Raw genomic sequence first — 24485 nt, forward strand, 5'->3', positions numbered from 1 at the left:
CTAGAAAAAAGGCGGCGACCTAATAATTGGGAGGGAATCTTGAACAAGCATTCCGCACTGCTTTTCGGTACCGTTGCCTCGATCGCGGTGATGGCGACCGCCCCTGCGTCCGCACAGCAAACATCGGGAGACCAACTCGGCGCAACCGCCGATATCATCGTGACGGCGCAACGCCGCGCAGAACGCGCGCAGGATGTGCCGATCGCCATTACGGCTTTTTCGCCCGAGCGCCTTCAGCAGCAAAATATCACGCAATCGCAGGATCTTAACGCCAGCGTCCCGTCACTCGTCGTCGGTTCGGCAGGGCAGGGCTCGCGCGATTCCCAGACCTTTACGCTTCGTGGTCAGGGCGCAACCTTCCAGGCGTCGCCGGGCGTCGTCCTCTATTTGAACGAAGTGCCACTGCCCGCGCCGATCACATTGAGCCAGCAGGGCGGCCCCGGCAACTTCGTCGATCTTGAGAATCTTCAAGTTCTCGCAGGCCCTCAGGGTACGTTGTTCGGCCGCAATACCACTGGCGGCGCAATCCTGCTCGTTCCGCACAAGCCGACGAACAATTTTTCAGGATCGCTGCTTGCCAAATATGGCAATTATGACGCCAAGGAAATTGAGGGCGTTATCAACATTCCGGTGGTCGAGGACAAGCTTCTCGTCCGCGTCGTCGGCGCTTATCATGATCGCGACGGCTATACTCGTGACGTGACCTGGAACAAGGATCGCGACGACACGCACTGGTATTCGGGCCGCATCGGAATCACATTCCGCCCGACCGAACGCATCGAAAATTACTTGATGGCCTATGGCTCTTATTCGCGCTTCAACGGCACCGGCCTTATTCACAAAGGCTTCAATATTGACGGAACGGCCGGCCTCGCTCAGCTAGGGCTCTGCTCCAATACGCCGATCGCAACGAGCGGACCTTTTTCGTGCGATGTTTACCGCGCGGCCACGGCGCAGGCCGATGCTCTCGGGCCGCGCCAGACGGCGCATGGTGTTGATGATTATCAAAAGACCAAGACCTGGGGTATCACAGATACATTGTCGTTCGACCTCAACGACGAACTCGTACTGCGCAACATCATCAGCTATCAGAAGTTCAAGAGCTTCTACCGCTACGACGGCGACGGCACCGTTCTGCAGCAATATGATGTCGATCCCTACAAGCTGCCCGCGCCAGGACAGGTCACGCTTCCCGGTGTGGGCACTCCTGTCGTGTACAATAATACATCGCCGGTCACGCTGCCACGGGACAGTTACAAGCAATTTACGGAAGAATTCCAGATTCAGGGCACCTATCTGGACAACCGGCTGACATTCACGGCAGGCGGCTTTTACTACAGCCAGAAGCCTGATGGCGATCAGGCGGGCAGCGCCATCAACTATTGCCCGGCGGTCATCACCGGCACGCCGATCCCGGCGTTCGTCGATTCCCAAGGCACGTTCCATGCACCCGCCTGTGTCGCCAACGCGACGCCGGGCTATGTCGCGACGACGTCGAAGGCGCTCTATGCGCAGGGCACGTTCGATTTCGGCGCGATGACGCCGTCGCTCGACAGCCTGCGCCTCACGGGCGGTTTCCGCTATACCTGGGATAAGATCAAAGGTTTCTCGCAAAGCTATACGCCGACCCTGACCGGCCAGTTCGTCTGCTCGGCCGACTCCGCGCTGGTTAACGCGATTTCGGATTGCAACTTCACCGCTTCGTTGAAAAGCAAGGCGGCCACATGGCTGCTCGGGCTCGATTACAAGCCTGTTCGGGAAGCCATGATCTTCGCGAAGGTCAGCCGAGGCTACAAGGCAGGCGGGTTCAACCCCTATGCCGTCCGCGTGGACACCCGCACCTTCGAGCCGGAAAAAGTCACCTCCTATGAGGTGGGGTTCAAGTCGGACTTCCGCATCGCCAGTGTTCCGACCCGGCTCAATGCGTCCTATTATTATCTGAACTACCAAAATATCCAGAAGGCGACCGGCGATTTCAATCCCGTAACCTTGGCAAGCGGCGCACGCATCAATGCAGCAAAGGCCCATGTCTCGGGCGTCGAGCTTGACGCGTCCATTCGTCCGTGGAAGCCATTGGAGATCGGCGGCAATTTCAGCTACACACGGTTCAAATATACCGAATATAGTCTGATATCGAACGGCTTCCTGGCGGATTGCTCCGGCGCGGCGCCACCCGCCGGCACGCCCACGGACCTCACCTGCCTTCCGGGTCAGTATGTGGTGCCGTACATCTACAGCTTCCACGTGGCGGTGAACCTGCCCATCGCGGAAAAGCTCGGGAACATGTCGTTCTTCGTGAACTATGCGCATAATTCGCCGCAGCATAGCGAAGCGACGGTGGTCGCGCCGCAACAGCCCGGGGAGAAGCTGGAAGCTTTTGGCTTGCTGAATATGTCGCTTGACTGGAACAACGTCGCAGGCTCGGGCCTGGACGCAGGGGTGTTCGTGACCAACGCCACCAACAAGCTCTACCGGATCAGCAACACCGACGTGTACCAGGGCGGCTCCTTGCTTTCCTGGGCGACGATCTACGGCGAGCCCCGGATGTATGGGCTCAAGCTGCGCTATCGCTTCGGCGGGGAGTAAGGGAGGCCGGCCTTCTCCCGAAGGCTGAACTTTGAGCAAAGACAATCGGCTGGTCCCGCAAGTGCAATGCGGGACCAGCCGATCTTTTTTGAGCGGCTATCGCCGGGCGTGGCAATTTAAACGCTTGCGACGCTGCGATAGGCTAACGGGTCGGCTTCACGAAGTTTTGGGCTTGGTCACCGTGGGCGAGACTACTCACCCGAGTAAGTGACTATGACGGCGTTGTGGCCCGTCTCTTTGGTAATCGCGATAGAAGCCTGCCGGTCTTTGCCGATCGCCGACATCATCGCCGTTCCTCCTGATAAAAATTCGGAGGTTTTCTTCATCCCTGCCGCTGCAAACCGATCACGATAAAAGGCAACCACCTTGGCCGCGTCGTCGGTGGTCAGCAGCCGAACTTCGTGGTTGGAGTCATCAGAGGCACTGTTGAGCGATTGGATTTTGGCTCCCGGATAGAGCGGCGCAAAATCGGGCATCTTGAAGTCAGCCGGTGGCGGTGTCTGGCTCGCAGGACTTGAGATTGGAAGAGCGGGAGCGGCTTGCGGCGTCTCCACCTGGTTGGTGAGCGATGGCGTAGCAGTGTCTTGCTTTTTATCGCCCGACCCGCAGGAGGCCAGGATGGTCAATCCGATGAGAAGCAAGAAGCGCATGCGACTCTCCTCTATGATCGGCTTAGCCTAAAGCATTCAGGCCGGTTCAAGCAAATTAAGATGCTAAAGCTTTTGTCCTGCGCGACGGAGTGAGCGGGCATGCCGCGGCCAGATGTTCCCGCTCTATAGCGCGTTCCGCCAGCGATAGCTGATCTGCATCGCTGTTTGTGAGCCTATGCCGGAGCGAAGCGGCCGCTTCACTCCGGAAGAGCGTAGGCGATCAGAGCGTCATTCTGGCGCGTGCCGAGATATTTGTGCCCCCCTGCCGCGATCACGACGAACTGTCGGCCATTTTTGCGCAGGCGATAGGTCATCGGCGTGGCCTGGCCGCCGCCCGGAAGGCGCGCCTGCCAGACGATTTTTCCGGTGCGAATGTCGAAAGCGCGGAAATAGTTGTCCGTTGCCGCGCCTATGAACACGAGTCCCGAAGCGGTGATGACTGAGCCCCCGAGATTGGGCACGCCGGTCTTCAGCCAGATCGGAAACGGCGCCTGGTCCCGGGTCGTGCCGAATGGAACTTCCCAAAGCCGCTTCCCCGCCTTCAGATCGATGGCGATCAGCGAGCCCCAGGGCGTCCGATTGCATGGCGCGCCAAAGGGTGACAGCATCGGTCCCATTGTGAGCCCGTATGGGGAGCCGGTCCCAGGAAGCACGGGTTGGCCCGCCTTCTGAAGCTGAGCCACCTGCGCGCGCGGAACGAGCTTCATCAAGGCCGCAGCCTGTGTGGTGTTCACGATCAGGATGTTACGATGTGGGTCTATCGAGACGCCGCCCCAGTTCGTTGCGCCCATGAAGCTGGGGAATTGTATCCAGCCCCGTGTGGATGGCGGGGTGAACAGCCCTTGATAGTTTGCCGAGCGAAACAGGTCCCGGCATTTGCCACGGTCATAAGGCGTGAAGCCGTACATGGCTTCTTCGGTCAGATCCTTCGCGCGAACGATGAAGGCCGGATTGGCCGGGAAGGGCTGCGTTGAGGAAAGCTGTTCGCCGGGAACTGCGCCCGCTTGTGGAACCGGGCGTTCGACGACGGGGAAGACGGGCTTTCCGTTGCGGCGGTCGAGGATGAAGATATGGCCCTGTTTGGTGGCCTGCGCGAGGGCAGGCACTACGCCCATGGCGGTCGGCAGGTCGAAGGCGACCGGCTGCGATGGCAGGTCATAATCCCATAGATCATGATGCACTGTCTGAAAGTGCCACCGCACCTTGCCTGTGGATGCGTCCAGCGCGACGACCGAGCTTGAGTAATGGTCAAGGCCCCGGCGCTCACCGCCGAAATGGTCGGGCGCGGCATTGCCCATCGGGACATAGATCATGTTCAAGGCCGGGTCCGCGGACATCGGCGCCCAACTATTGGGAGTGGCGCGGACGAGAGACTCGCCCGGGTGCGTCTTCGATGCGGACTCCATGCCGGGAGGAACGGCATTCCATGCCCAGGCGAGCTTGCCTGAATGGACATCGAAGGCGCGAATGGCGCCTGCCGGGACATCGACCCGCACATTGTCGATGACGCGTGCGTTGACGACGATCTTATTGTCGATGAACACGGGCGGCGATGATACCGCCATGTCTCCGCGCTCATATTTGCCGAGACCCTGCCGCAGATCGAGGATGCCGCCCGCCCCGAACGACGCGCAAAGGCGCCCCGTCGCCGCGTCCAGCGCGATTAGGCGCATGTCGAGCGTTCCAGCCACGATGCGGCCCGCACAAGGCGCGCCCGCGGCAACGGCGGGATCGCGCACATAGGTGACGCCCCGGCAATTTAATTGATAGGTGCTGAAATTATCGGACTTTGGATCGAACGCCCAAATCTCGCGGCCGGATTCAGGATCCAGAGACACGATCCGGGTGACGCCCGAGCAGGTGTAGAGCCGATTTTCCGCGATGATCGGCGTGGCCTCGAATGTGGGCGAGCTCTGTCCCAGAGCCTTGATCATCCCGATATGGTAGGTCCATGCGGGTTTCAGCGCCCAGACATTCTCAGGCGTGACCTGCGTCAGCGGCGAATATCGCGTTCCGCCTGCGTCTCCACCCCAATGATTCCAACCGGCAATGGGCCCTGCCAGATCGATGCGGGGATTGGGCGTGAACCAACCCTGCCCATAAACGTGCATGGCCGCGCCGATCAACGCGACAGGCAACAGGATCGCCAAGGCAACGCGCTTGGCTTTTCGGAAAGCACGAGGAGGCAGGCTGGAGGTCACATCTGTTCTTTCATCGGATGAATGATCGCGCAGGTCGGAAACTTGGTCCGCCGGGCTAGATCTGGAACACGTCGAATGAGCCGACATGTGCGCGATTATGCTTGATACGCTCCACCATGCGCCAGCAGCCATCGATCTTACGCCAGCGATCATGATAGTCGCCTAGCGTGGCGAAGGTGAGGTGCTTGCGTTCGCCAATCCCTAGATGCATGTCGCTGACATAGCAGCGGCTCTGCGCCTCATCCCCATTCACATCGACTATGAGATTCCCAAGAAGATGCTGCGTTGGTCCGCATGTATCGAGATAGCGGCGCAGGGTAGCAATAAAGGCGGCACTGCCGTCGAGCCGGCCTTCACCAACATCGGCGACCGCGTCATCCACCAGTATTTCGGCTATCCTGCTCCAGTCGCGTTCGTCCATCGCGCGGGCAAATTCGGCGAGCTGCCGGGCAATCTGATGGTGCGCGATCACGTCGTCCAAGGTCATGTCTATTCCGATCATCTGGTTCCATTCCTTTGAAAGAAATGGCGCATCTGCGACGCCATGATCCTGGTCGCTGTGTCGCCCGGATTGCGCAGGTGCTGGCGGACGAGATGAAAGCAGGTCTGGTCTATCCCAAGCAGAAGGATTTGCGCCTCAAGCATGACATCGCTGTCCTGCTTGGCTGCGGCGAAGGCTGGCTGCAGTTCTGCCAGCATGTCGATCAGCGCGTCGCGCTGAAGCGATATTTTGCGGTATAGCTGCTCTTCCAGCGCGGCCACTTGGGTGAGGAGAGTGCAGGTTTCCACATTAGACCGGTGAAAATTGAGATAGCCCGCTGTCCATGCCATGAGTTCGGGAAGTTGTGGGTTACACAATTCTGCAAGGTGACGAAAAACGGGCTTCCACGCGGGTTCGAAATCATCGGCTATGGCTATGACCACCGCGAGTTTCCCATCGAAATGGCTGTAAAATGCGGCCCGGCTGACGCCTGCCTTCACCAATATCTGTTCGATTGAACTGGCGACATAGCCGCGTTCCGAAAACACCTTCAGCGCCGCCTGTGCGATAATGTGGCGCGTGCGGGAGCGCTGCTCCTCCTGCAACTGATTTCGCCGGGGGGTGACGGTTTCCAAAAATGTCAGCTCCGATGTTCGGCTAACGAGCTAGCATGGTCCGTGCAGAGTGACAATACAAAGTGTATGGGCGAACGATGTGTATGGGGGGGGAACGCCACACTGGTTGGGCCGCTGTGCTGGAAGAGGGTTCGATGTCTGTCGCGCGCTGCCTAGGCGCAGCTGTCCAATCGCTTAGCCGTGGAAGCGATGGGCGCCCGACAATGTCGTTCAATGATCCAGCCCTTGAGCTATGGATGGCTTTCTCCTACCGGAGAGCGGCTGAATAGTGCGAAAAAGACAGGTTTGGGAGGCATCGCTGTGGTTGATAAACGCGTTGCGATCGTCACCGGCGGTGGAACGGGCGTCGGGGCCGCGTCGGCCAAAGCTCTCGCTGCCGACGGATATAATGTGTTGGTGAACTACGCCCGCAGCAAGGACGCGGCGGACGATGTGGTCGCCCATATCGTTGCAGGCGGCGGCGACGCTGTTGCGGTGCGCGGTGATGTCGCGAGCGACCATGATTGCCGAGCGCTCGCTTCGGCCGCAGTTGGTCGCTGGGGCCGCATCGATGCTCTGGTCCACTCGGCGGGAGTGACCCAGTTCGTGTCGATGAGCGATCTGGAAGGGCAGGATGCCGAGGACTTCCATCGTATCTATGGCGTGAATGTTATCGGTGCTTATCAAATGGCGCGGGCGGTGCTCCCTGCGATGCGCGCGCAAGAAGGGGGCGCCATCATACTCGTTTCCTCGATCTCCAGCTTGAATGGAACCGGCAGCTCTTACGCCTATGCGGCGTCCAAGGGAGCCCTGAACACCTTGACCATGGCGCTGTCCCGTAATCTCGCTCCGATCCGCGTCAATGCCGTGCTACCCGGCGTGATTGATGGCGACTGGCTTCGCAGGGGGTTGGGGGAGGACGGATTCGATCAGGCCCGCAAGACGTTCGAGGACGCATCCGCACTAGGCCGCTTGTGCACGCCAGAGGACATCGCCTCCACGATCCGGTGGCTGGTGAGCGAGGCCCGCGCGATGACGGGCCAGCTTGTTACGATCGATGCGGGGGCGATGATCGGCCGCCCCCCGCAAGTTGTACTCCGCTAGCTCAGGTTCCGCCGCGCAGGTGTTCGAGCCACTCTCACAGAGCAATGGCGTTGGGCGAGCAGGCGTAATCTAGACGCGACCTTCCCGCAGCATTCGATAGATTTTTCCGGGAAAAGGCGTTTACGGGCGACAGCAGGCCGAATATCCGCTATTGCATCATTATTGCGCGGAATTTGCTGCAGGCATCCGCCGTGACTGAGAGACCAACGCGCTCCCGCTTGCAAGCCGAGGAGCGCTTCATGGACGACCTGAATTATTTGCTGCGACGAGAGCAGGAAGAACTGCTTCGCGCACAATATGCGCCATGCATATCAACGCGCGCGGCATATCAAGGGCTGGCGCAAGGCTATGCCCGGCGCATTCGCGACCATCGTCTCCCTTACCGGTCGAAGAGGGCGGACGGGTCCACGCCCTTTAACCCCTTTCCTTTCGGGCCCTGGGGAAATCAAGCATGAGCCGGGTCATCCATATCGATCAGTCCCCGTCCGCCATCGAAGCGCTCTGCGCCAAGCATATGTTTCGGATGTCCACGGTCGAGCCGCTGCTGTCTGGCGGGTCGAGGGTTGTGTTGCTCGATCCCAGGGACGCGGAGGCGCTTCGCGTCATTATGAAGCACAAGCTGATCCTGGGCGAGGTAAAGCGTTCTCCCTCTCATATCGCCCGGCAGTTGCCGCCCAATGGTTCACGGAGATAATTGTGGAACAATCCCATCGTCTGGAACGCGGGCGGCTCGCGGCGCTCAGTCAGGCTCTTCTGGCAAATTGTCCGCGGCAGAAAAGCCAGCATGAGGAACAAGCCCGAGCCTATGCTAAGATCATTGATGTGTTGAGCCGCGAGGGACATGAAGCCCTCGCGCGCTTGCGCGACTGATTGGGAGCGGCGGCGAACGAGCCTCGGGAACAGGAGCGAGCTTCGCGAAGTTCTTCGCGTGCTGGCAGCCAAAACCGGCCGCGAGCAGATCAGGATATTGCATGCGCCTTAAAGTGGAAGCGAGGCTCGCCTATCATATGCCGCAGCAGGCTGACGTGCTTCTGGCGATTGAAGGCGCGCAGATGCCGGAGCAGCGGCTGGTAAATGACCTGCTGACCGTCCGTGGCACCGAACCGTTGCGCACCGTGCCGGGCGATGATGGGATTGGCCGCAGAACCTGGGCTACCGCGCAGGGTGATTTTCTGGCGGAATATCACGGCACCTTCGACGTCGAGCGAGGCGCCAGGTCTTTGATAGGGCTGCCCGTCTCCGCGCGACCCGATCTGCCTGCCCATGTCATACCCTATCTTTGGCCTAGCCGGTTCTGCCAGTCCGATCGCTTCGTATCTTTCGTGGCGCGAGAGTTCGGAGACTTTGATGGAGGGGCGAAGATCGATGCGATGGCGCAGTGGATACGCCGCAACATCGATTACAGGCTGGGTGCGAGTCACGGCACGACGAGTGCGGTCGATAGCTTTGTGGCGCGCGAGGGGGTCTGCCGGGACTTTTCGCATGTGATGGCGGCCTTTGCCCGCGCAGCTGGTATCCCGGCGCGCCTGGTTTCGGCCTATGCCTGGCAGCTGGACCCGCCCGACTTTCATGCTGTCGTCGATGTCTGGCTGGACGATGGCTGGCACCTGGTCGACGCCAGCGGGCTTGCTCCAGTGGAGGGGCTTGTGCGCGTAGCCGTCGGAAGAGACGCCACCGACATCTCGTTCATGACGATTTTCGGATATGCGGAGCTGGTCAGTCAGGAGGTTTGCGTGACCTGTCTGACGGCTGATACGGTGGACAGCCCTACGCTTGAAAACTGAGCTGCCGGAACCTCAATCGCCCTTGGATGCGAGCCAGATCGTGTGGATTACATGTTCCTCACCGGCCAGGGCAGGGATGCTCACCTCGTCCACGCCAAAACCAGCTTGTTCAAGGCGATCGACAAAGTCGTCATCCGTATAGGCCGACCATATGGCGAGGATGCCGCCCGGCTTCAGGGCCTCACGCGCCACTCGCAGTCCCCAGTTGCAATAAAGCCGTTCGTTGGGAAGGTGGATCATTCCGTCAGGACCGTTATCGACGTCGAGAAGAATGGCGTCGAATCCCGCCTTGTGCCTGACGATCACGTCGTGAACATCGGCCATCTCCAGCGACAAGCGGGGATCGATGAGATAGTCCTTGAACAGATGCGCCAACGGACCTCTGGCCCATTTGACGACCTCGGGCACAAGTTCGGCCACGACGACTTCTGCCGTAGATGACAGTGAACGGAGGGTCGCGCCCAGCGTGAAACCCATGCCGAGCCCACCGATAAGGATGCGGCCGTCGCGGTGGGATAGCCGATCGCATGCCAGCGTCGCCAGGGCCTCTTCCGAATGGCGAACCTGATTGCCCATCAGTTCATCGTCGCCGAACTGGATCGAATAATCGTCCCCGCGACGCCACAGCATCAGTTCGCCGCCATCGGGCAGCTTGGCTGTGTCAACCAGCTCTACGGGAATTTCTTCCCTGTCATCTTGTGACGCCAACGCTGTCATTGCGTGTTATGACCGTGACTTTAGCTGGTCATATTGACCAGGCTCCGCCTTGAAGACGTCCCGAGCAAAGTTACGGACTGCAGCCGCTGATTTGAACGTCTCGTCCTGCAGATGGGAGGTTACGAGTGGATAGCCTTGAGAATTATAGCGGGTCTCCCGAACCGTGAGCCGAAAGTTCCCTTCATCATCCTTGCTGATCAGATAGGGGCGGACTGCTTCTCGGCTCATGGAGACTCCTGACTGTAATTTAGATTATCGGCAGCAAAGAGGTGCTGCCGGGGATGGAGGTTAGCCCACCATCGCCATGACAACGCGCTTCAATTCACTGCTCGACAGGGTCGCCGGGCGACCCGGAGCAGGAGACCGCGCCTCTAACCGGCATAAGGCCGGGGAGAGCGTTGCGCGTTTTTCGGGTTTGGAAAACATATTCATAATCAGTCCTTGCGGTCTATGCCGCGTTCCAATGTATGTCTCGCCGCACGGCACAGCCTGTGTCAGGCGCGGCCAAATTGTCGGCGAGGACATGAAGTGTGTATCTGGGAATGCGCCGCATCGGCCAAAAAGGCTTTGCAGCGCCCCGCTCAAGACGATGCCCGGTTCTTTCGGGCGAGATAGCGTGCGTCGCGGGCCGACTTGCGTTCAGCCTCACTGAGTTCGGGCTTTTGCTTGGCTGCCTTTGCAGCAGCCTCTTCGCTGGCCTGCGCCCGCTTGGCCGCCTTTTGCTCTTTCGCCGCGAGTAGTGCGTTCTGGCGCTTTTCCCGCGCCGCAGCCTCCTTAGCAAGGCGGCGTTCCACATCTTCGGGGGCGGAAGCCCGAACCACCGGCGCTTTGGTCCGCAATCGGTCGAGAACCTCTGTCCGGGCGCTCGCCGCAGCGGCTATGCGCTCCTGGAAATGTGGTTCCTTATATCTTTTCATTAAGAGGAAAGTCCTGTCTTTTTAAAATTCGTGCGGGCCATCGCGCGGGCGGCCGAAGCCGCCCAGCGCCTGCCTTCACGCAGGTTGGAGGTTGGTTGCCGATGCCTTGCCGCGCTGATCAGTTTCCAGCGTGTAGGACACGCGCTGATCCTTCTCGAGCGTGCGCATGCCCGCCCGTTCAACGGCGGTGATGTGCACGAAGGCGTCGCCGCCGCCGCTTTCCGGCGCGATGAAACCATAGCCCTTGTCGGCGTTGAAGAATTTGACTGTTCCGGTGATCATATTGGAGCTCCTTGTCCAAATTTCATGGGAGCACGCGAAGATGCGCGCATCCTAGCTTCAAGAGGCAAATGTGGGACAAAGGAGAGCCGAGGCGGCCCGATATCCGTCGAAGCGCGACGTTCAGCGAGATGTTGATAGCACAAGTCGATGCAAAAGCAAAATGCGGGTGCCAGGCCGACCGGTCGACCGCTTTCCATCTGTCTTGGAGAGCCTCTTTATCTCCCGTTGTTTTCGCCTTATTGCCACACCCATGGCGTGACTGGATGCGCCGTTATTTCGAGGGCGCAGCCTCGTCCCGCTTGGCTTGAGCCAGTGCGTCATTCAAGGTCGAATATCGCCATTCCCGATAATGGTAGCGATATGCCGGCACTTTGGTGATGCCATAGCGAGCCATGAGTTCGGCTTCGTCCTCCGGGGCAACAGTCATTTTTCTCTCCCATCCTGATTAGCGAGTTGGGCGGCAGGATTATTGCCGTCCTCCGGTTGCGGGCCGGGCGAGCAGCTTGACCGCATCTTCGACCACGGAATATCCCGTTGGATCACCGATCGCCAAATCGAGCGGCCGCGCGCCCAAGGAGGTGTTGTGGGTGTTTAGGAAGCGGATTGCTTCCTCATGCCCCAGAAGAACGAATGCAAGATGGGTGATCAAACCCTGCCGCCTCGCCTGGTCAGGAGAAATCCGCGTCTCGCGGTTGACGAACGCTCGTCTTCGCGGGCGTGCGGGTGTGATGGCGTCCTCCGTCATGCGAACAGATGCTTGTGCAGTATCGATTCACTGCCTGCGCCAGCTGGCCGGATGAACGAAATATGATGCCGGGAATAAAGTTGATTGAGGTCCATGGGAGACTCCCTGGTAAGCGGGAGCGCGATGGTCTCTCAGTCAAGAACGCCTACATTGCTATGTCCTTGATATTTTCCATATAGGCTTAATCTGGAATCTTACAACATTTGCGCTGCCGACGGAACCTGCGTGCCGCCCATATGCAGACGCAAATTGCCGGTCGGCAGGCAAATTGGTGGACCTCAGGTCAAGGTGCGTTTGAACAGCGCCAGCGTCCGGCTCCAGGCGAGATCAGCGGCCGCCTTGTTGAAGCGGGGCGTCGTGTCGTTGTTGAAGCCATGTTCGGCGCCTTCGTAAGTATAAGCGGTGTACCGTTTGCCCGCCTGCTTGAGCGCTTCCTCATAGGGTGGCCAGCCGGCATTGGTGCGCGCGTCATTGCCGCCAAAATGGAGCAGCAGTTCGGCGTTTATCTTGGGCACATCGGCCAGCGGCGGGGCGCTGCCGTAGAAGGGCACGGCGGCGCGCAGCTCGGGAAGGCGCGTCGCCAGCAGATTGGCTATGCCGCCGCCGAAGCAGAAGCCGGTCGCGCCCAGCCTGCCATTGCCACCTTCGATCGTCAGCGCGTGGCGCGCGGCGGCGACGAAATCCTCACCGATCCTGGCGCGGTCGAGCGTCGCGAACTGCTCGCGCGCTTTGTCCTCGTCCCCCGGATAGCCGCCCAAGGTCGTGAGAGCGTCAGGTGCGACCGCGATGAAACTATCGACGGCGAGACGGCGGGCGATGTCCTGGATATGCGGGTTGAGCCCGCGATTTTCATGCGCGACGATAATGACGGGCAGTTTCTTCTTCACCTTTGCAGGCCGTGCGACATAGGCGCGGATGGCGCCATTGCCCTGTGGCGAGGGGATGTCGATCCATGCCGTGCTGATGCGCGGGTCAGCCGGGGCGATCACCTGGCCGATAGCGAAATCGGGGCTAAGCGCCGTCAGCAGCGCCGTGGCGGCGGCCACGCTGCCCGCATGGACCGCGCATTGGCGCAGGAAGCCGCGCCGGTCGAGCGCGCCGTGCACATAGGCGTCGAAAAGGTCCAGTACATCGCGGCTGAAATCAGTGCTGACGGGTCGGTCGGTGGCTGACATTACGGCACTCCAACAAGGGGTGGGGTAAGGGAAAAGCGAGGCGATCAGCCGTGCGTTTGTTGCAGGGCAGCGGTGAGGGCATCGACATCGGCGGGATCGATCGGCGCGCCATAGACATTCACCATCTTATTGACGGCGTCTCGCCAGAATTGCGGGCCTTTGCCGCGGGGCTGGGTGGTGATGTAGTCCAGCGAATGGCAGCCCATGCAATTGTTGACGATGATCTCGCCCTTCGCGCCCGCCAGAGCGAAGGGAACGGTGTCGGCTGGCAGTTCATAATCCCGAGTCCGCGCCGTGGCGGTAGCTGCAAGCGCGATGAGACCGAGGGCGAGCAGATAGGGCTTGGGGCTCATGCTGCCTTCACTCCGATGGTTTCGACGACATTGCGCATGTAGCCCGCTGGTTGCCAGCGGGGTGTCAGGGGCTGTGTTTCGCCGTCATGGCCGATGGCCCGGACCTTGATCCGGTGATCGCCAGCGGCGAGGGTGGCGGGCGCGGTCCATTCGCGGAAGGAATAGCGGCCAAGATCCTGGCCGAGCCGCGCCTCCTTCCAGTTGGCGCCGTCGTCCAGTGACAGTTCGACGCGGGCGATGCCGGTGCCGCCGTTGAAGGCGATGCCCCGGAAGGTGACGGGGCGGCCCGCGCGAATCCGGTCGCCATCCTTGTGGCTGGTGACGAAGGAGCGGATATTGAACCGGCCGATAGGCTTGGTCTTGTCCGGCTTTTGCCCAGGCGCCACGCAATTGCAGTCATTGTCGGGGATGCGATAGGCGGTCTTCATCCAATAGCCGTCATATTGCGCATCGACGACATTGATCTCGTGGAGATGCTTGACCCAATAGGTGCCATAATAGCCCGGCACAATGAGGCGGAGCGGATAGCCGTTGAGGAAGGGCAGGTCGGCCCCGTTCATGGCCCAGGCGACCATGACATCGCCATCGCGGGCGTGGTCGATGTCGAGCGCCTTAATGAAATCCGGAATGCTGTCGGCGGGCGGCGTATCGAGGCCGTTGAAGGTCACCTGCCGCGCGCCTTGCCGAACGCCCGCGCGGTCGAGCAGCGCCTTTAGCGGCACGCCCAGCCAACGGGCGTTGCCCATGGCCCCATTGCCCAGCTGCCCGCCGCCGACGCGGGGATCGGAAAAGCCGCGGCTGTTGCCCGAACATTGATTGACAGCAACGATCTCCTGCCTCGGAAAATCGCGCTTCAACGCTGCCAGCGAGAGCGACAAGGGCTTACCCACATGGCCGCCGATGGTCAGGCGAAACTGGGCGGGGTCGATGGTGGTGGGCAGGCCCGACAGATGATAGCGCACGAAAAAGGCGTCATTGGGGGTGAGCAGCCCCTGATTGAAGATCTCGAACGGCGTTTCGAGCTGCGGCGGGCGCATGGTGAGGCCGATGAGCGGGCGCTTTGGCGGCAGCTGGACCAGGGGCCGTTCGCCATTGTCGAAGGGCAGGCGCACGGTGGACGCCCGCGCAAGGCCCGGCGCGGTGATCAGCATGCCCGCCGCTGCGCTGACGAATTGCCGTCGATTGATGTTGTTCATGGTCGTTACTCGTTAAGGATGTCGGAAAAGATATTCCTCTTCAGGCGCTGAGTCTTTGCGCTTGTAGATCGGCGCGATCGGCAAAGCTCAGCAGCGGTGCGGCGCGTTCCTGGCTCGGCCGACGCTTCACACCTGCCAGCACGGCCGCGTCGAGATGGGGCGCGAGCATCTCCATCAACTGATAAGCATAGTTGCGGAGCAGCGATCCCTTGAGCGTCGCGATCTTGGTCACGCTGGGTTGGAAGAAGCGGTTTGAGCCCGGCAGCACCATCAGAGAGTCGCCCGGCCCGCTGCTGACGGCCATTTGCGATACGATGCCGACACCCATGCCCAATCGGACATAAGTCTTGATCACATCGGCATCCATGGCGGTGAGCCGGATGTCCGGTTCTATACCCGCCCTTTCATAGGCTTCGTTGATCTGCGATCGGCCGGAAAATTCGGGATTATAAGTGATGATGGGATAGCGGGCCGTGTCGGCCAGCGAGACATGCTCGGCGCGGGCCAGCGGATGATCGGGCGGGACGATCACGACATGCTCCCAGCTGAAGCAGGGATAGGTTTGCAGTTCAGGATAGTCATCCACCGCTTCGGTCGCGACGCCGATATCCGCTTCGCCCCGCAGCACCAGATCGACCACATAGCGCGGCGTGCCCTGCCGCAATTCGATCTCCACCTCCGGAAAACGCTCGCTAAAGCGCAGGAGGACCGGGGGGAGGACATAATTGGCCTGATTGTGTGTGGTCGCGACGACTAGGCGGCCCTTATCCTCCTGCACGAACTGTTCGGACAGGCGCTTGAGGTTGTCCGCCTGGTGAAGCAGCTTGTCGATCAGTTGGGCGGCATTTTCCCCGGCCTTGGTCAGGCCGGTGAGGCGCTTGCCGCGACGAACGAAAATGTCGACCTTCAGTTCAGCTTCCAATTCCTTGATCTGCTTGCTGACGCCCGATTGCGATGTGGAGAGCCGGTTCGCGACCTCGGTCAGGTTGAGATTATGCTGGATCGCCGTGCGAACATAGCGGAGCTGTTGAAAGTTCATGGACGTCCGCCCCCGCCGATAGCGAGCCGTACGATGGCGAAGGCCGAAGCCTTATCCCTGCAAAGCTGTGTCACCCCTGTTTCCCCTGATCATATCGTTTAAGGCATCCAAGGCAGGGTAGCTTTATTTACAACTTAAATGATTGAGAAACACTGTGTTGGCAAGGGAGGGGCCACGGCTTTGCGCTAAAGGTATTCCGCGAACGAGCGTTTCCCGGACGCCTAAAAAACCGTCTATTATCATAGGTTTATATAGATTCAGCTCGCCACTGAAGGCTTGCCCGCAGCTTTCCTTTAGGCCCAACGAGAATATCTAACGTCCCTTTCCTTGGTTGGACGTCGATCTGCCGCACCTAAAACACGCGTTGCCACTGGGAGGATTTTGTCAGGACATGAAGATCGCGTTTGCCGCAATTATAGGAACTTTGGCTTGCGCCGCGGGAGCGGCCGCATTGCCAAACGAGCAATCCCAGCTGCCAATCAAGGAGTTTATGGGCCATGTGATGCAGCGCAATGCCGAGCAGTTGTGGCAATGGACCGCGCTGGAAACAGACGTTCATGGCGAGCGATCCGGAAAGCCCGTGACGGAGGAGGATTGGGAGAATGCGGAGAGCGATGCGCTGACGCTGCAGCAACTCAGCTACGCGCTGGAGCATTCGGCCTACCGTATTGCGGATGTTGAGTGGGACAAGCATCTGATTGCCTTCAGGGAAGCGGCGAGCGCCAGTGCCGATGCGGCAGAGCGCAAGGACTTCGTGGCGCTGCAAAGCGCGGGCGACCGGATCAATGCGCAGTGCGTCGCATGCCACCTGACCTTCGCACCGGATATCGAGGCGCCGCCGCCCCCGCTGCCGGAAGGCTTCTGATAGGAGAACGAGGCCAGGCGAAGACATTGCGGGGCGGACTGCGTCGGTTGAGGAGGTCCGCTCGCAGACGCGGTTCCTGAAATAGGTCCTGTCCAAGGGAAAACTGGCCGACCCCGAAATTTGGGCCGGCCAGATGCAATGAGGCAGTATCTAGCGGGCGATGACTGGCCGGTCGGTGGGCACACCGACAGCGCCCCCGCCGAAAGGCCCGTTATTTTCGACGCAGACCCGCTCGACACGTTCGTGCAGCAGCGGCTGGCCAGGCCGGTTGGCGGGCTTCACATCATAATGCCAGCCGTCCGGCTTGTCGGCTTCGGTGTAGCGCTTGACTGGGATCGTCGCGGTCCAGGGACGCGAATAGACGGTCGGGTCGGTGAAGGTCGCGACATAGTTGAAGCCGCTGCCCTTGGCATCGAAGATATAGCGTTCGGTCGCGCGGCCATTTTCGCTGATGAAATCGCCATAGCGGCCGAACAGCGCCTTGCCATTCTGGTTCTGCACATCGACGATCAGCGTATTGCCTTCCCAATGACCGCGCGCATCCCCATTCCATAATTTGATGGCGCCGGGCAGATGCGGCCGGTTGTCGAGCGGGATGATCCGCGTGCCGGAATCGAACAGGAAGACGACATAGTTGGGGAACTGGCGGATCTCGAAGCCGTGCCACATGAAGGATTTGGGCACGCCCGCCGGTGCGCAGCGCGCCAGCGGCTCAATGTAGCGCGGCTTGTCCGGGTTCGGGAAATTCTTGGCGAAATCCTCCTGCAGCGCACGGGCGGCGGGGAGGTAGGGGATTTGGCCGTCCACCGGGTCGGACACGCGGCTCGGCGCGCGTTGGTTGCGGGGCAGGTTCGCCGAGTCCGAAGGTTCTCCGGGCGGTCCGGCCTGCGGGTCGGTGAAGTTGCTGTGGTTAGAGATGGTGTTGGAATAGAAGCCGGAAATGTCAGGCTGGCCGTCCGCCAGCTTGGCTCCGGTCCAGGCGCCGGAAGCGATCACCGGCACCTGCTTTTGCCAGCGAATGCCGCCGCCATTGCCAGCCACGCGCGGCTGGGCGGGAGTGGCTTCGGGCGTTTGGGCGTGGGCTGCGGGGGCGAGCGCCAGCAGCGCGCAGAGCGCAATCTTGCTCGGTCTCATTTGACCTCCTTGTGCGGATAGGCCTGCTCATAGGGCAGGGTGAAGCAATAATCCTCGATCAGCTGGAAATTCTTGTCGCGTCGGCGATTGAGCAGCAGTTCGATCGACCAGGGCTTGGTGAAGACTTTGGGGTCCTCGATCGTGGCGCGATAGCTGATCGTGTCCTTGTCGACGAAGCTCCAGCGCTCGACCACATGCAGGGCGTCGCTGTGATAATTGCCCGCGCGGTCGAGCCAGGTTTCCTCATTGAAGCCGGTCACGTCCACGACCAGCGTGTCGCCGTCCCATTTGGCGCGGGAGTCGCCCAGATAATAGCCGTCCTCGGTATCGGTCTGATGGCCGGTGCCATTGGTGAAGATGGTGCGGACCTGATGGCCGAACTGGTGGACGAGCGTCAGATCGCTGTCGCGCTGAAAGATCTGGAAGGGCGCGGGATAATAGATGCCGCGCGGCGTCCCTTGCACCCAGCATTTGAGGCGGGGATCATCCTTCTCGCGCGCGGCGAAGTTGCGCTGCTTTTGCGCGAGCGCCTCGGGGCGATAGGGGATCGAGCCGCCCTCCACCACGCCAGGCCCCGGAGGCGCATCCTGGCGTCCGGCATGCGGCTCCAGGTCGTAATCGGCCTCGCTCAACGTCTGCCAGATGCCCGCGAAATCGGGATGGCCGTCCGCGCGGCGCGGGATTTGGCTGCCGGTCTGCGCGCTTGCCGCCGTTCCGGTGAAGGCGATCGCCAGCAGCGCGGTCGCGGCGGCGAGGCGGCGGGCTCTTGTCATCAGTTGTCCCATCTCAGCGCCTCGTCGGTGCATCGGGGGCGCTGCCGGTCTGGACCTTGCGGCCGCTGTCCAGCGTGATGGTGGCGGCATAGCCGAAAGGACCGCCATTCTTGGCGCGATAGCCCGCGATGCGGATGTTGGTGCCGGGGCTGACATCCTCTTTGCTGAGGCCATTGGTACGCAGCGAGCTGGGCGTGCCGAACTCGAAGCCCCAGTTGGTCACCGATCCGTCCTTGTCCTTGACGTCCAGATAGATCCAGCTGTGCGGATTGACGAAGCGCGCCTTGGTGACGACGCCCTGGATGGCGACGGGCTTTGCGGAATCGAACTCGGCCGCAAAGGCGTGGTGGGCGACGCTTTGGGTTGCCGAGCCGCCTACCGCTAGTAGCAAGGCGGTCACGGCAATGGTGCGCCAGTGTTGATAAGCCATGAAGCCTCCTCAGAACTGCGTGCGAAGAAGTGCGCCGACGTAGCGGCGGGCGCCGATACCGTCGTAGCCAATCGGCGCGGTGTTGCTGAAATCGTTGATGCTGGTCGTGTAGCGCGTGTCGAAGACATTCTTCGCGACGACGCTGAGTTCCGTCTTCGCGCCGCCATGATCGCGGATGATGCCGAAGCCGACATCCGTCAGATTATAGCCCTTCTGCCAGCCATAGTCGGACAGCAGCTGTTCCAGATTGTGGCGCGAGCGGTAGCTGTTGTTGGCGAAGGCGTGGACCGACCAGCCCGAGTTCGACAGCTCACCGACATAGTTGAAGCCGGTGATGATCGTCCAACGCGGCGCGCCAACGACCTGGCGTCCGGTGTTGTTGCAGATCGCGACCGTGGCCGGATAGGAGCGGGGGCAGGTTGCGGTCGACCAGTCGGAATAGGTCGCCTTGTTATAAGCGCCGCCCAAGGTGAGGCTGAGGCCGTCCAACAGCTGGAGGGCCGCATCGAACTCGACGCCGCGCGCCTTGACGCCGGGGATGTTGCCGAGGCGCGAGCTGTAGCCGGTCGATGAACTCGGGTCCGGTTCGCTTGTGACGTTCTGATAGTCGCGGACCTTGGTGTAATACGCGTTGAGGTTAAGGGTCAGCGGACCGAATTGCCCCTTCACGCCCAGCTCGAAGTCGGTGGTCTTTTCCGGCTTAACATTGCGGCGCGTGCCGTTGTTTTCGAACGCGACCGCGCCCGACTTGCCGCCGCCACTCGCCGAGGCATAGAGCAGGACGTCGTCGGTCAACTTGTAATTGGGATTGATGAGCCATGAAATCGAATCATCATCGATGCGCTCGCCTGTGATGGTGGCGAAGTCCGTGCCCAACTGCGCGCTGCGGATGGCGTCTGCTGTGGCGTTTCCGGTCGAGACGAGCGGCGCGCCGTCAGCCCGGAACGAAGTGCGGGTGATGTTGCTCTTCTTCTGTTCGCGTGTGTAGCGGATGCCCGCCGTGATCGATGCGCGATCGGTGACCTTCCAGTCGAACTGGGCGAATGCGGCCTGGCTGTCGGAAATCGGATTCTGGTTGCTGAACGCGAAGATGTTGGCGAGCGAGGCGCGCAGCAATTCCCGGCCCGTGGGTGTGTTGAGCGTATTATATTGCGCGTTGGTAGCGTAGAAAGCGCCTGCGTCCGCGCCATACAGGTTGCGGCTCGTGGTGTCGGTTTCGATGCGGAAGAAATAGAGGCCCGCCTGATATTCGATCGATGGCGTCAGCGAACCGGCGATGCGGAATTCCTGCGAGAGCTGTTCGGTATCGACCAGCGTGCCGCCCCGCGCGATGGCGAAGCGGGTCTGCTCACTGTCATTCTTCGCGTCGAAGTGGAAGGTGCGATAGGCGGAGATCGACTTGAGTTCGAATGGCCCAGTGTCCCAAGTCGCGATAACCGAAACGCCGCGGTTGCGGGTGATCAGCGGTTCGGCCTGGTCCATGTCGATCGTCCGCCACGACCCGATGATGGGCGTGTAACCACCGAAATAGCTGCGGGCGAGGCGCGTGCTGTAGGTCGTCGTGCGCGCGGAACCGTCATTCAGCGTTGCAGGATCGACCATGAACGGCTTGGTGTTGCTGTTCTCGTTCGTTTCGGCGGAATCGAGGTTGAGGCGCAGCGAGAAATTGTCGCTGGGCTTGAACAGCAGCTGGGCGCGGCCGCCCCACCTGTCGCGTTCATGCCAATAGCCGCCACGCGGGTTGACGTTGCGGATGTCGCCGCGCTGTTTATCGACGAAGAAGGAGACGCGGAACGCCAGCACATCGTCAACCAGCGCATTGGTGTAGGAGCCGCGCGCCTTGAAAGAAGGCGTTGAAAGCCCCCCTTCCAGCTCGATCACGCCCTCCGGCGTGAAGGAGGGGAGTTTGCTAGTATATTTGAGCACGCCGAGCGACGTGTTCTTGCCCAGCAGCGTGCCTTGTGGGCCGCGCAATATTTCGACCTGCTGCAGATCTGTGAAGTCCTGATAGGTCATGCCGACATGGCCGAGGAAGACGTCATCGACGATCACGCCGACAGCGGCTTCCATATTGTCGTTGCCGCTGGTCCTGCCAATGCCGCGCAGCGACACGCCGGTGCGGCGGGCGTTGGGCGTGGTGGCGGTAAGGCCCGGCGCGCGCTGGGTCAGGTCGGCGATGGTGAAAACGCGCTGCTGGGCGATCGTCTCGCCGCTCACGACGGAGATAGGGATGGGGACGTCGTTGATGTCCTCGGCCCGGTTGCGCGCGGTGACGACGATGGCTTCGGCCGCGTCAACCGCTGCTTCCGCCTCGGCGGCGGGTGCCTGGGCATAGGCGGCAGAGGCGGTGGACAGGAAAAGGCCAGCGCATAGCAGCGCCACGCCGCGCCCGCGCGATGGCTTGTTGTCGATGGAAAGCATGATGTGATCCTGAAATTTAAAAGTGGGCGATGCGAGCGATTACTTGCCCGGACGATCGACCCCGTGGGTCAGTGTGGCGATGCGATAGACCGCGCCGCGACCGACGACATAAAGCTGCGAACGGTCCTTGCCGCCGAAAGCCAGATTCTGCGGAGCGCGGGGCAGAGGGATGATCCCCAGAGCAGAGCCATCGGCGCCGAAGATTTGGACGCCCGCGCTGGTCGCGACATAGACGCGGCCGTCCGCATCGACGGTGATGCCGTCCGCGCCGCTGCTCGGGCCATTGGGCGTTTCCTTGAACCCGGCGAGCTTGGCGAAGTCGCGGCGGTTGGAAACGCTGCCGTCCGCGCCCACGCTATAGGCGATCAGCGCCTCGCCAGCGGTATTGGCAACATAGAGCGTCTTTTCATCGGGGCTGAGCGCTACGCCGTTCGGCCGACGGATATCGTCCGCGATCAGTGATACTTTGCCGCGCTTGTCCACCCGGTAAAGGCCGGTCTTCGCTGGCGAGGCGCCCGCCTGCGCCGGTGCGCCGGGATCGGTGAAATAAATGTTGCCGCTGCGCGCCGCCGCCAGATCATTGGGACGGTTGAAGGGCTTGCCGGCATAGCTGGTCGCCAGCGCCTTCGCCTTGGGCTGAAGCACCGCGACGGCGGAGGGAGCGGTCTGCACGGCGAGCAGATCGCCCGCAGCGTTCACCGCCAAGGCATTGGCCGACCCGGTCTTTTCCAGATAGGTCGAAACGCTGTTATCGGGCGCGATCCGCACGATGCGGTCGGCGCGGTTCTCGGTGAACAGGAGCGACCCATCCTTCAGCAGGACCGGACCCTCCGTACCTTCAAAGCCTTCGCGCACGACATCAACGCGAGTGTCGGCGGCGACGATGCCGGGGATAGCGGGAGTCTGCACCTTCTGCCCCGACAGGAAGCCGCCCTGCGCGGCATAATCCTGCACGCCGACCGCGCCCGCGACCTGAAAGCCCTGCTGCGCGAGCAGCGACGCGGCTTTCTTCGCGCGGCCTGCATGGTTGGATACGGTGACGAGCTGGCGGTCGCGCGGAATGAAGGAGCGCAGGCGGCCGAGTTCGGACGGCTGGATGTTGAGATAGACGGGCAGGCCGCCGATCGTGCTGATCTCATCGGCGCGGCGAACATCGATGAACAGCACCTTGTCGGGCTGGGCGAGCAGCGCATCGACCTTCGCGCGATCAAGTACCTCGACGGCATTCTGCGCCTCGGCGGCCTGCGGTGCCGTCTGCGCGACGGCCACCCCGCCAGCAAGCATCAATGCAGCGGCGGCGGCTGACCAGGAAAGAACGGCGCGGTGCGAACGCTTAGTGGAAGCGCGAGAATCGGTGATCACTTATTGCCCCTATCTATATTATGAATGTTATTCCGATAGGGAGCATCAGGACTGGCCTGAACCAACTTGTTGTTCTACCTTTATGACATAATCCGCTTTTGAACTTTGTCGCGGCTGGAATGAATATTGGGCGGACAGCATGAATATGCGGCCCGCCCTGATAGTCAGATATGACGATTTCAGAAGGTCAGCTGAACCCAATCCACCTGCCTGCGGCGGCGACCGTCACCCATGCGAGAGTGGAGGCGAAGGCGGTCACCTTCATGGAGACATCCGCCTGATGCGAGCCTGCCCGAATGTCTCGCACGCCAGCGCCTAGCGCGGGAACGACGGTTGCGGCGAGTAGGGCATTGCCGGCCCAGCCCGCGAGGTGCCCTTCATCCGAAATGCCATCAAGCGCGAAGAACCACGCGCCGAACGCCACGACGAAAAGACCGATGATAGCGGGCCGGTGACGCGGCTGACTGGCGGCGGCGAGGATGCCAGCGCCCGCCAGCCCGATCAGCATAGCGCCGCTGTTCAGCCCCTGCGTGGTCGCGAAGAGCAGCAGACTTCCGCTCCACAGCAGCAGCGCAAGCCCAAATATGGCGTTTTCCGGCAGGGCCATGCGGCCGCTCCTTACCTGGCGCGCCACAACATGGCTGAGCAGGATTGCAGCGGCCAGGGCCACCATCTTGATGAAGAAGGCGCCGCTCGGCAAAAGGGTGCGCGCCACGGTGATCGCCATTGCCACGCCAGTGACGATCGTGCCCACGACCCCCGTCACATACCAGGGATGCAAGGCTCGCTCCACATCGCGGTTACTCATGCCGGGCAGGATTAACCCCAACAGCCGCAGGTTGAGGCCCAGGACGGAGCCACCCAAAATGGCCAGAAACAATAGGTGCCCGGTTTCGACGACCGCGAAAATCCAGGCCGTTTCGTTGACATAGCGGATCACGGGTATGGCCGCGATGGCATCAACGGCGGGTTGGATGGACGGGGCGAGGTCGCGCAGGTTGACGGTCATGGGGCAAGCTCCGTTTCGACGGCGGCAAGGGTGACGGAGCGTTCCGAACATTGGGCGGCCGCTGCCACGAAACCCTGAGCGGTATCGCAGGAAAACCAATCATAGGCGGCGAAGCGCCCGGCGACGATCACCCCGATCCACAAGGCGAGCGAAAATGCCGCCGCGCGGCGGGCGGAGGCGGGCGGCTTGGCTTGATTGTCCCAAGCGGCGCGGTTGGCCTGCACCCGATAGTGAAAGTAGAATATGTTGGCGGCGGCGGCGATCAGGAAAATGAACTTCAGCCGGAATATGACATTATGATAATATTCCAGCGGATTGGCGAAGAACAGCGCCGCACCGGTAAGCAGCATCACGATAAAGCCCGCGACGGTGTAAGGAATTAGTGTGTCCGTCACCTTCGACACGGGCGTGTTCTTGAAGGTTACGCCCAGCAATCTCAGATCGACGAACAGGATCGACCCGGCAAAGAGCATCAGGGTCAGGACATGCGTGCCTTCCAGCAGCATCCAAAGCCGCTCCGACCCTTGCAGTTGCGCGCTCCATGAGGTGTCGGAAATGGCATGCCCCGAATTGTCGAACTGCGCGCCCAGCTTGAACTGCAGATAGGCCAGGAAAGTCGACAGCATATTCTCCACCCGCTCTGCGCC

26 protein-coding genes are annotated in these 24485 nt (G+C 61.1%); 5 read left to right on the forward strand and 21 right to left on the reverse strand.

What is annotated here, in order from left to right; translation table 11 throughout:
* The first annotated feature begins 39 nt into the window (after nt 1-39).
* Nucleotides 40-2586, forward strand: coding sequence for a TonB-dependent receptor (locus tag ACFO3E_RS11745; RefSeq protein ID WP_380804887.1), 2547 nt, complete (start codon nt 40-42; stop codon nt 2584-2586).
* A gap of 191 nt (nt 2587-2777) precedes the next feature.
* On the opposite strand, the gene ACFO3E_RS11750 is transcribed toward ACFO3E_RS11745, so the two are convergent.
* From ACFO3E_RS11750 to ACFO3E_RS11765, 4 genes are all read right to left on the reverse strand, one after another.
* A complete protein-coding gene (locus ACFO3E_RS11750) occupies nt 2778-3236 on the reverse strand; it encodes a hypothetical protein (protein WP_066531249.1) in 459 nt (152 codons plus the stop codon).
* A gap of 197 nt (nt 3237-3433) precedes the next feature.
* On the reverse strand, nt 3434-5386 hold the full coding sequence (locus tag ACFO3E_RS11755; RefSeq protein WP_380804890.1) for a pyrroloquinoline quinone-dependent dehydrogenase: 1953 nt from the start codon (nt 5384-5386) through the stop codon (nt 3434-3436).
* Nucleotides 5387-5492: 106 nt separating this feature from the next.
* Nucleotides 5493-5939 carry a nuclear transport factor 2 family protein gene (locus ACFO3E_RS11760; protein WP_380804893.1) on the reverse strand — a complete coding sequence of 149 codons (447 nt, stop codon included), beginning with the start codon at nt 5937-5939 and terminating at the stop codon, nt 5493-5495.
* The gene (locus ACFO3E_RS11765) at nt 5936-6553 is read right to left on the reverse strand and encodes a TetR/AcrR family transcriptional regulator (RefSeq protein WP_380804895.1); all 618 of its coding nucleotides are present in this window, start codon (nt 6551-6553) and stop codon (nt 5936-5938) included. The genes ACFO3E_RS11760 and ACFO3E_RS11765 overlap by 4 nt, the downstream gene beginning before the upstream one ends.
* A 300-nt stretch (nt 6554-6853) precedes the next feature.
* Here ACFO3E_RS11765 and ACFO3E_RS11770 point away from each other — a divergent pair, with 300 nt between their 5' ends.
* The 3 genes from ACFO3E_RS11770 to ACFO3E_RS11780 all read left to right on the forward strand — a co-directional run bounded on the left by ACFO3E_RS11770 (nt 6854) and on the right by ACFO3E_RS11780 (nt 9420).
* A complete protein-coding gene (locus ACFO3E_RS11770) occupies nt 6854-7636 on the forward strand; it encodes an SDR family NAD(P)-dependent oxidoreductase (RefSeq protein WP_066531789.1) in 783 nt (260 codons plus the stop codon).
* Between the two features lie 451 nt (nt 7637-8087).
* Nucleotides 8088-8330 carry a hypothetical protein gene (locus ACFO3E_RS11775; protein ID WP_066531253.1) on the forward strand — a complete coding sequence of 81 codons (243 nt, stop codon included), beginning with the start codon at nt 8088-8090 and terminating at the stop codon, nt 8328-8330.
* Between the two features lie 277 nt (nt 8331-8607).
* A complete protein-coding gene (locus tag ACFO3E_RS11780; RefSeq protein ID WP_380804898.1) occupies nt 8608-9420 on the forward strand; it encodes a transglutaminase-like domain-containing protein in 813 nt (270 codons plus the stop codon).
* Between the two features lie 12 nt (nt 9421-9432).
* Here ACFO3E_RS11780 and ACFO3E_RS11785 read toward each other — a convergent pair whose 3' ends face one another.
* The 10 genes from ACFO3E_RS11785 to ACFO3E_RS11830 form a co-directional block, all read right to left on the reverse strand.
* Nucleotides 9433-10128 carry a polyamine aminopropyltransferase gene (locus tag ACFO3E_RS11785; protein WP_225870636.1) on the reverse strand — a complete coding sequence of 232 codons (696 nt, stop codon included), beginning with the start codon at nt 10126-10128 and terminating at the stop codon, nt 9433-9435.
* Between the two features lie 15 nt (nt 10129-10143).
* Nucleotides 10144-10365 carry a hypothetical protein gene (locus tag ACFO3E_RS11790; protein WP_066531260.1) on the reverse strand — a complete coding sequence of 74 codons (222 nt, stop codon included), beginning with the start codon at nt 10363-10365 and terminating at the stop codon, nt 10144-10146.
* Between the two features lie 353 nt (nt 10366-10718).
* On the reverse strand, nt 10719-11054 hold the full coding sequence (locus ACFO3E_RS11795; RefSeq protein WP_066531262.1) for a DUF6481 family protein: 336 nt from the start codon (nt 11052-11054) through the stop codon (nt 10719-10721).
* Nucleotides 11055-11129: 75 nt separating this feature from the next.
* On the reverse strand, nt 11130-11336 hold the full coding sequence (locus ACFO3E_RS11800) for a cold-shock protein (protein WP_066531263.1): 207 nt from the start codon (nt 11334-11336) through the stop codon (nt 11130-11132).
* Between the two features lie 271 nt (nt 11337-11607).
* Nucleotides 11608-11763 carry a hypothetical protein gene (locus ACFO3E_RS11805; protein WP_380804902.1) on the reverse strand — a complete coding sequence of 52 codons (156 nt, stop codon included), beginning with the start codon at nt 11761-11763 and terminating at the stop codon, nt 11608-11610.
* A 39-nt stretch (nt 11764-11802) separates the two neighbouring features.
* Nucleotides 11803-12081 (reverse strand): hypothetical protein, encoded by a 279-nt coding sequence (locus ACFO3E_RS11810; RefSeq protein WP_066531265.1) that lies wholly within the window; start codon nt 12079-12081, stop codon nt 11803-11805.
* A 278-nt stretch (nt 12082-12359) separates the two neighbouring features.
* Entirely contained in the window at nt 12360-13256 is an 897-nt protein-coding gene (locus ACFO3E_RS11815; protein ID WP_066531267.1) for a dienelactone hydrolase family protein, read from the reverse strand.
* A gap of 44 nt (nt 13257-13300) precedes the next feature.
* Nucleotides 13301-13609: a SorB family sulfite dehydrogenase c-type cytochrome subunit gene (sorB, locus tag ACFO3E_RS11820; protein WP_380804905.1), complete on the reverse strand. Its 309-nt coding sequence runs from the start codon at nt 13607-13609 to the stop codon at nt 13301-13303.
* Complete coding sequence (gene sorA, locus ACFO3E_RS11825) at nt 13606-14805, reverse strand: SorA family sulfite dehydrogenase catalytic subunit (protein WP_380804907.1); 1200 nt, start codon at nt 14803-14805, stop codon at nt 13606-13608. The genes sorB and sorA overlap by 4 nt, the downstream gene beginning before the upstream one ends.
* A gap of 40 nt (nt 14806-14845) precedes the next feature.
* On the reverse strand, nt 14846-15844 hold the full coding sequence (locus ACFO3E_RS11830; RefSeq protein WP_066531271.1) for a LysR substrate-binding domain-containing protein: 999 nt from the start codon (nt 15842-15844) through the stop codon (nt 14846-14848).
* A 331-nt stretch (nt 15845-16175) separates the two neighbouring features.
* Here ACFO3E_RS11830 and ACFO3E_RS11835 point away from each other — a divergent pair, with 331 nt between their 5' ends.
* On the forward strand, nt 16176-16709 hold the full coding sequence (locus ACFO3E_RS11835) for a hypothetical protein (RefSeq protein WP_380804909.1): 534 nt from the start codon (nt 16176-16178) through the stop codon (nt 16707-16709).
* A gap of 150 nt (nt 16710-16859) precedes the next feature.
* On the opposite strand, the gene ACFO3E_RS11840 is transcribed toward ACFO3E_RS11835, so the two are convergent.
* The 7 genes from ACFO3E_RS11840 to ACFO3E_RS11870 form a co-directional block, all read right to left on the reverse strand.
* Complete coding sequence (locus ACFO3E_RS11840; protein ID WP_066531274.1) at nt 16860-17843, reverse strand: hypothetical protein; 984 nt, start codon at nt 17841-17843, stop codon at nt 16860-16862.
* Complete coding sequence (locus ACFO3E_RS11845) at nt 17840-18616, reverse strand: hypothetical protein (protein ID WP_066531799.1); 777 nt, start codon at nt 18614-18616, stop codon at nt 17840-17842. The genes ACFO3E_RS11840 and ACFO3E_RS11845 overlap by 4 nt, the downstream gene beginning before the upstream one ends.
* A 13-nt stretch (nt 18617-18629) precedes the next feature.
* Complete coding sequence (locus ACFO3E_RS11850; protein ID WP_380804912.1) at nt 18630-19046, reverse strand: DUF6152 family protein; 417 nt, start codon at nt 19044-19046, stop codon at nt 18630-18632.
* Between the two features lie 9 nt (nt 19047-19055).
* Complete coding sequence (locus tag ACFO3E_RS11855; protein WP_380804915.1) at nt 19056-21467, reverse strand: TonB-dependent receptor; 2412 nt, start codon at nt 21465-21467, stop codon at nt 19056-19058.
* Nucleotides 21468-21506: 39 nt separating this feature from the next.
* A complete protein-coding gene (locus tag ACFO3E_RS11860) occupies nt 21507-22829 on the reverse strand; it encodes an SMP-30/gluconolactonase/LRE family protein (protein ID WP_380804917.1) in 1323 nt (440 codons plus the stop codon).
* Nucleotides 22830-23016: 187 nt separating this feature from the next.
* Nucleotides 23017-23838 carry a DUF6644 family protein gene (locus ACFO3E_RS11865; protein WP_380804919.1) on the reverse strand — a complete coding sequence of 274 codons (822 nt, stop codon included), beginning with the start codon at nt 23836-23838 and terminating at the stop codon, nt 23017-23019.
* Nucleotides 23835-24464: a DUF6644 family protein gene (locus ACFO3E_RS11870; protein WP_380804922.1), complete on the reverse strand. Its 630-nt coding sequence runs from the start codon at nt 24462-24464 to the stop codon at nt 23835-23837. Before ACFO3E_RS11870 ends, ACFO3E_RS11865 begins: the two co-directional genes overlap by 4 nt.
* Nucleotides 24465-24485: the final 21 nt, after the last annotated feature.

It is taken from the genome of Sphingobium tyrosinilyticum (genome assembly GCF_042654265.1).
Taxonomy (GTDB): domain Bacteria; phylum Pseudomonadota; class Alphaproteobacteria; order Sphingomonadales; family Sphingomonadaceae; genus Sphingobium; species Sphingobium tyrosinilyticum.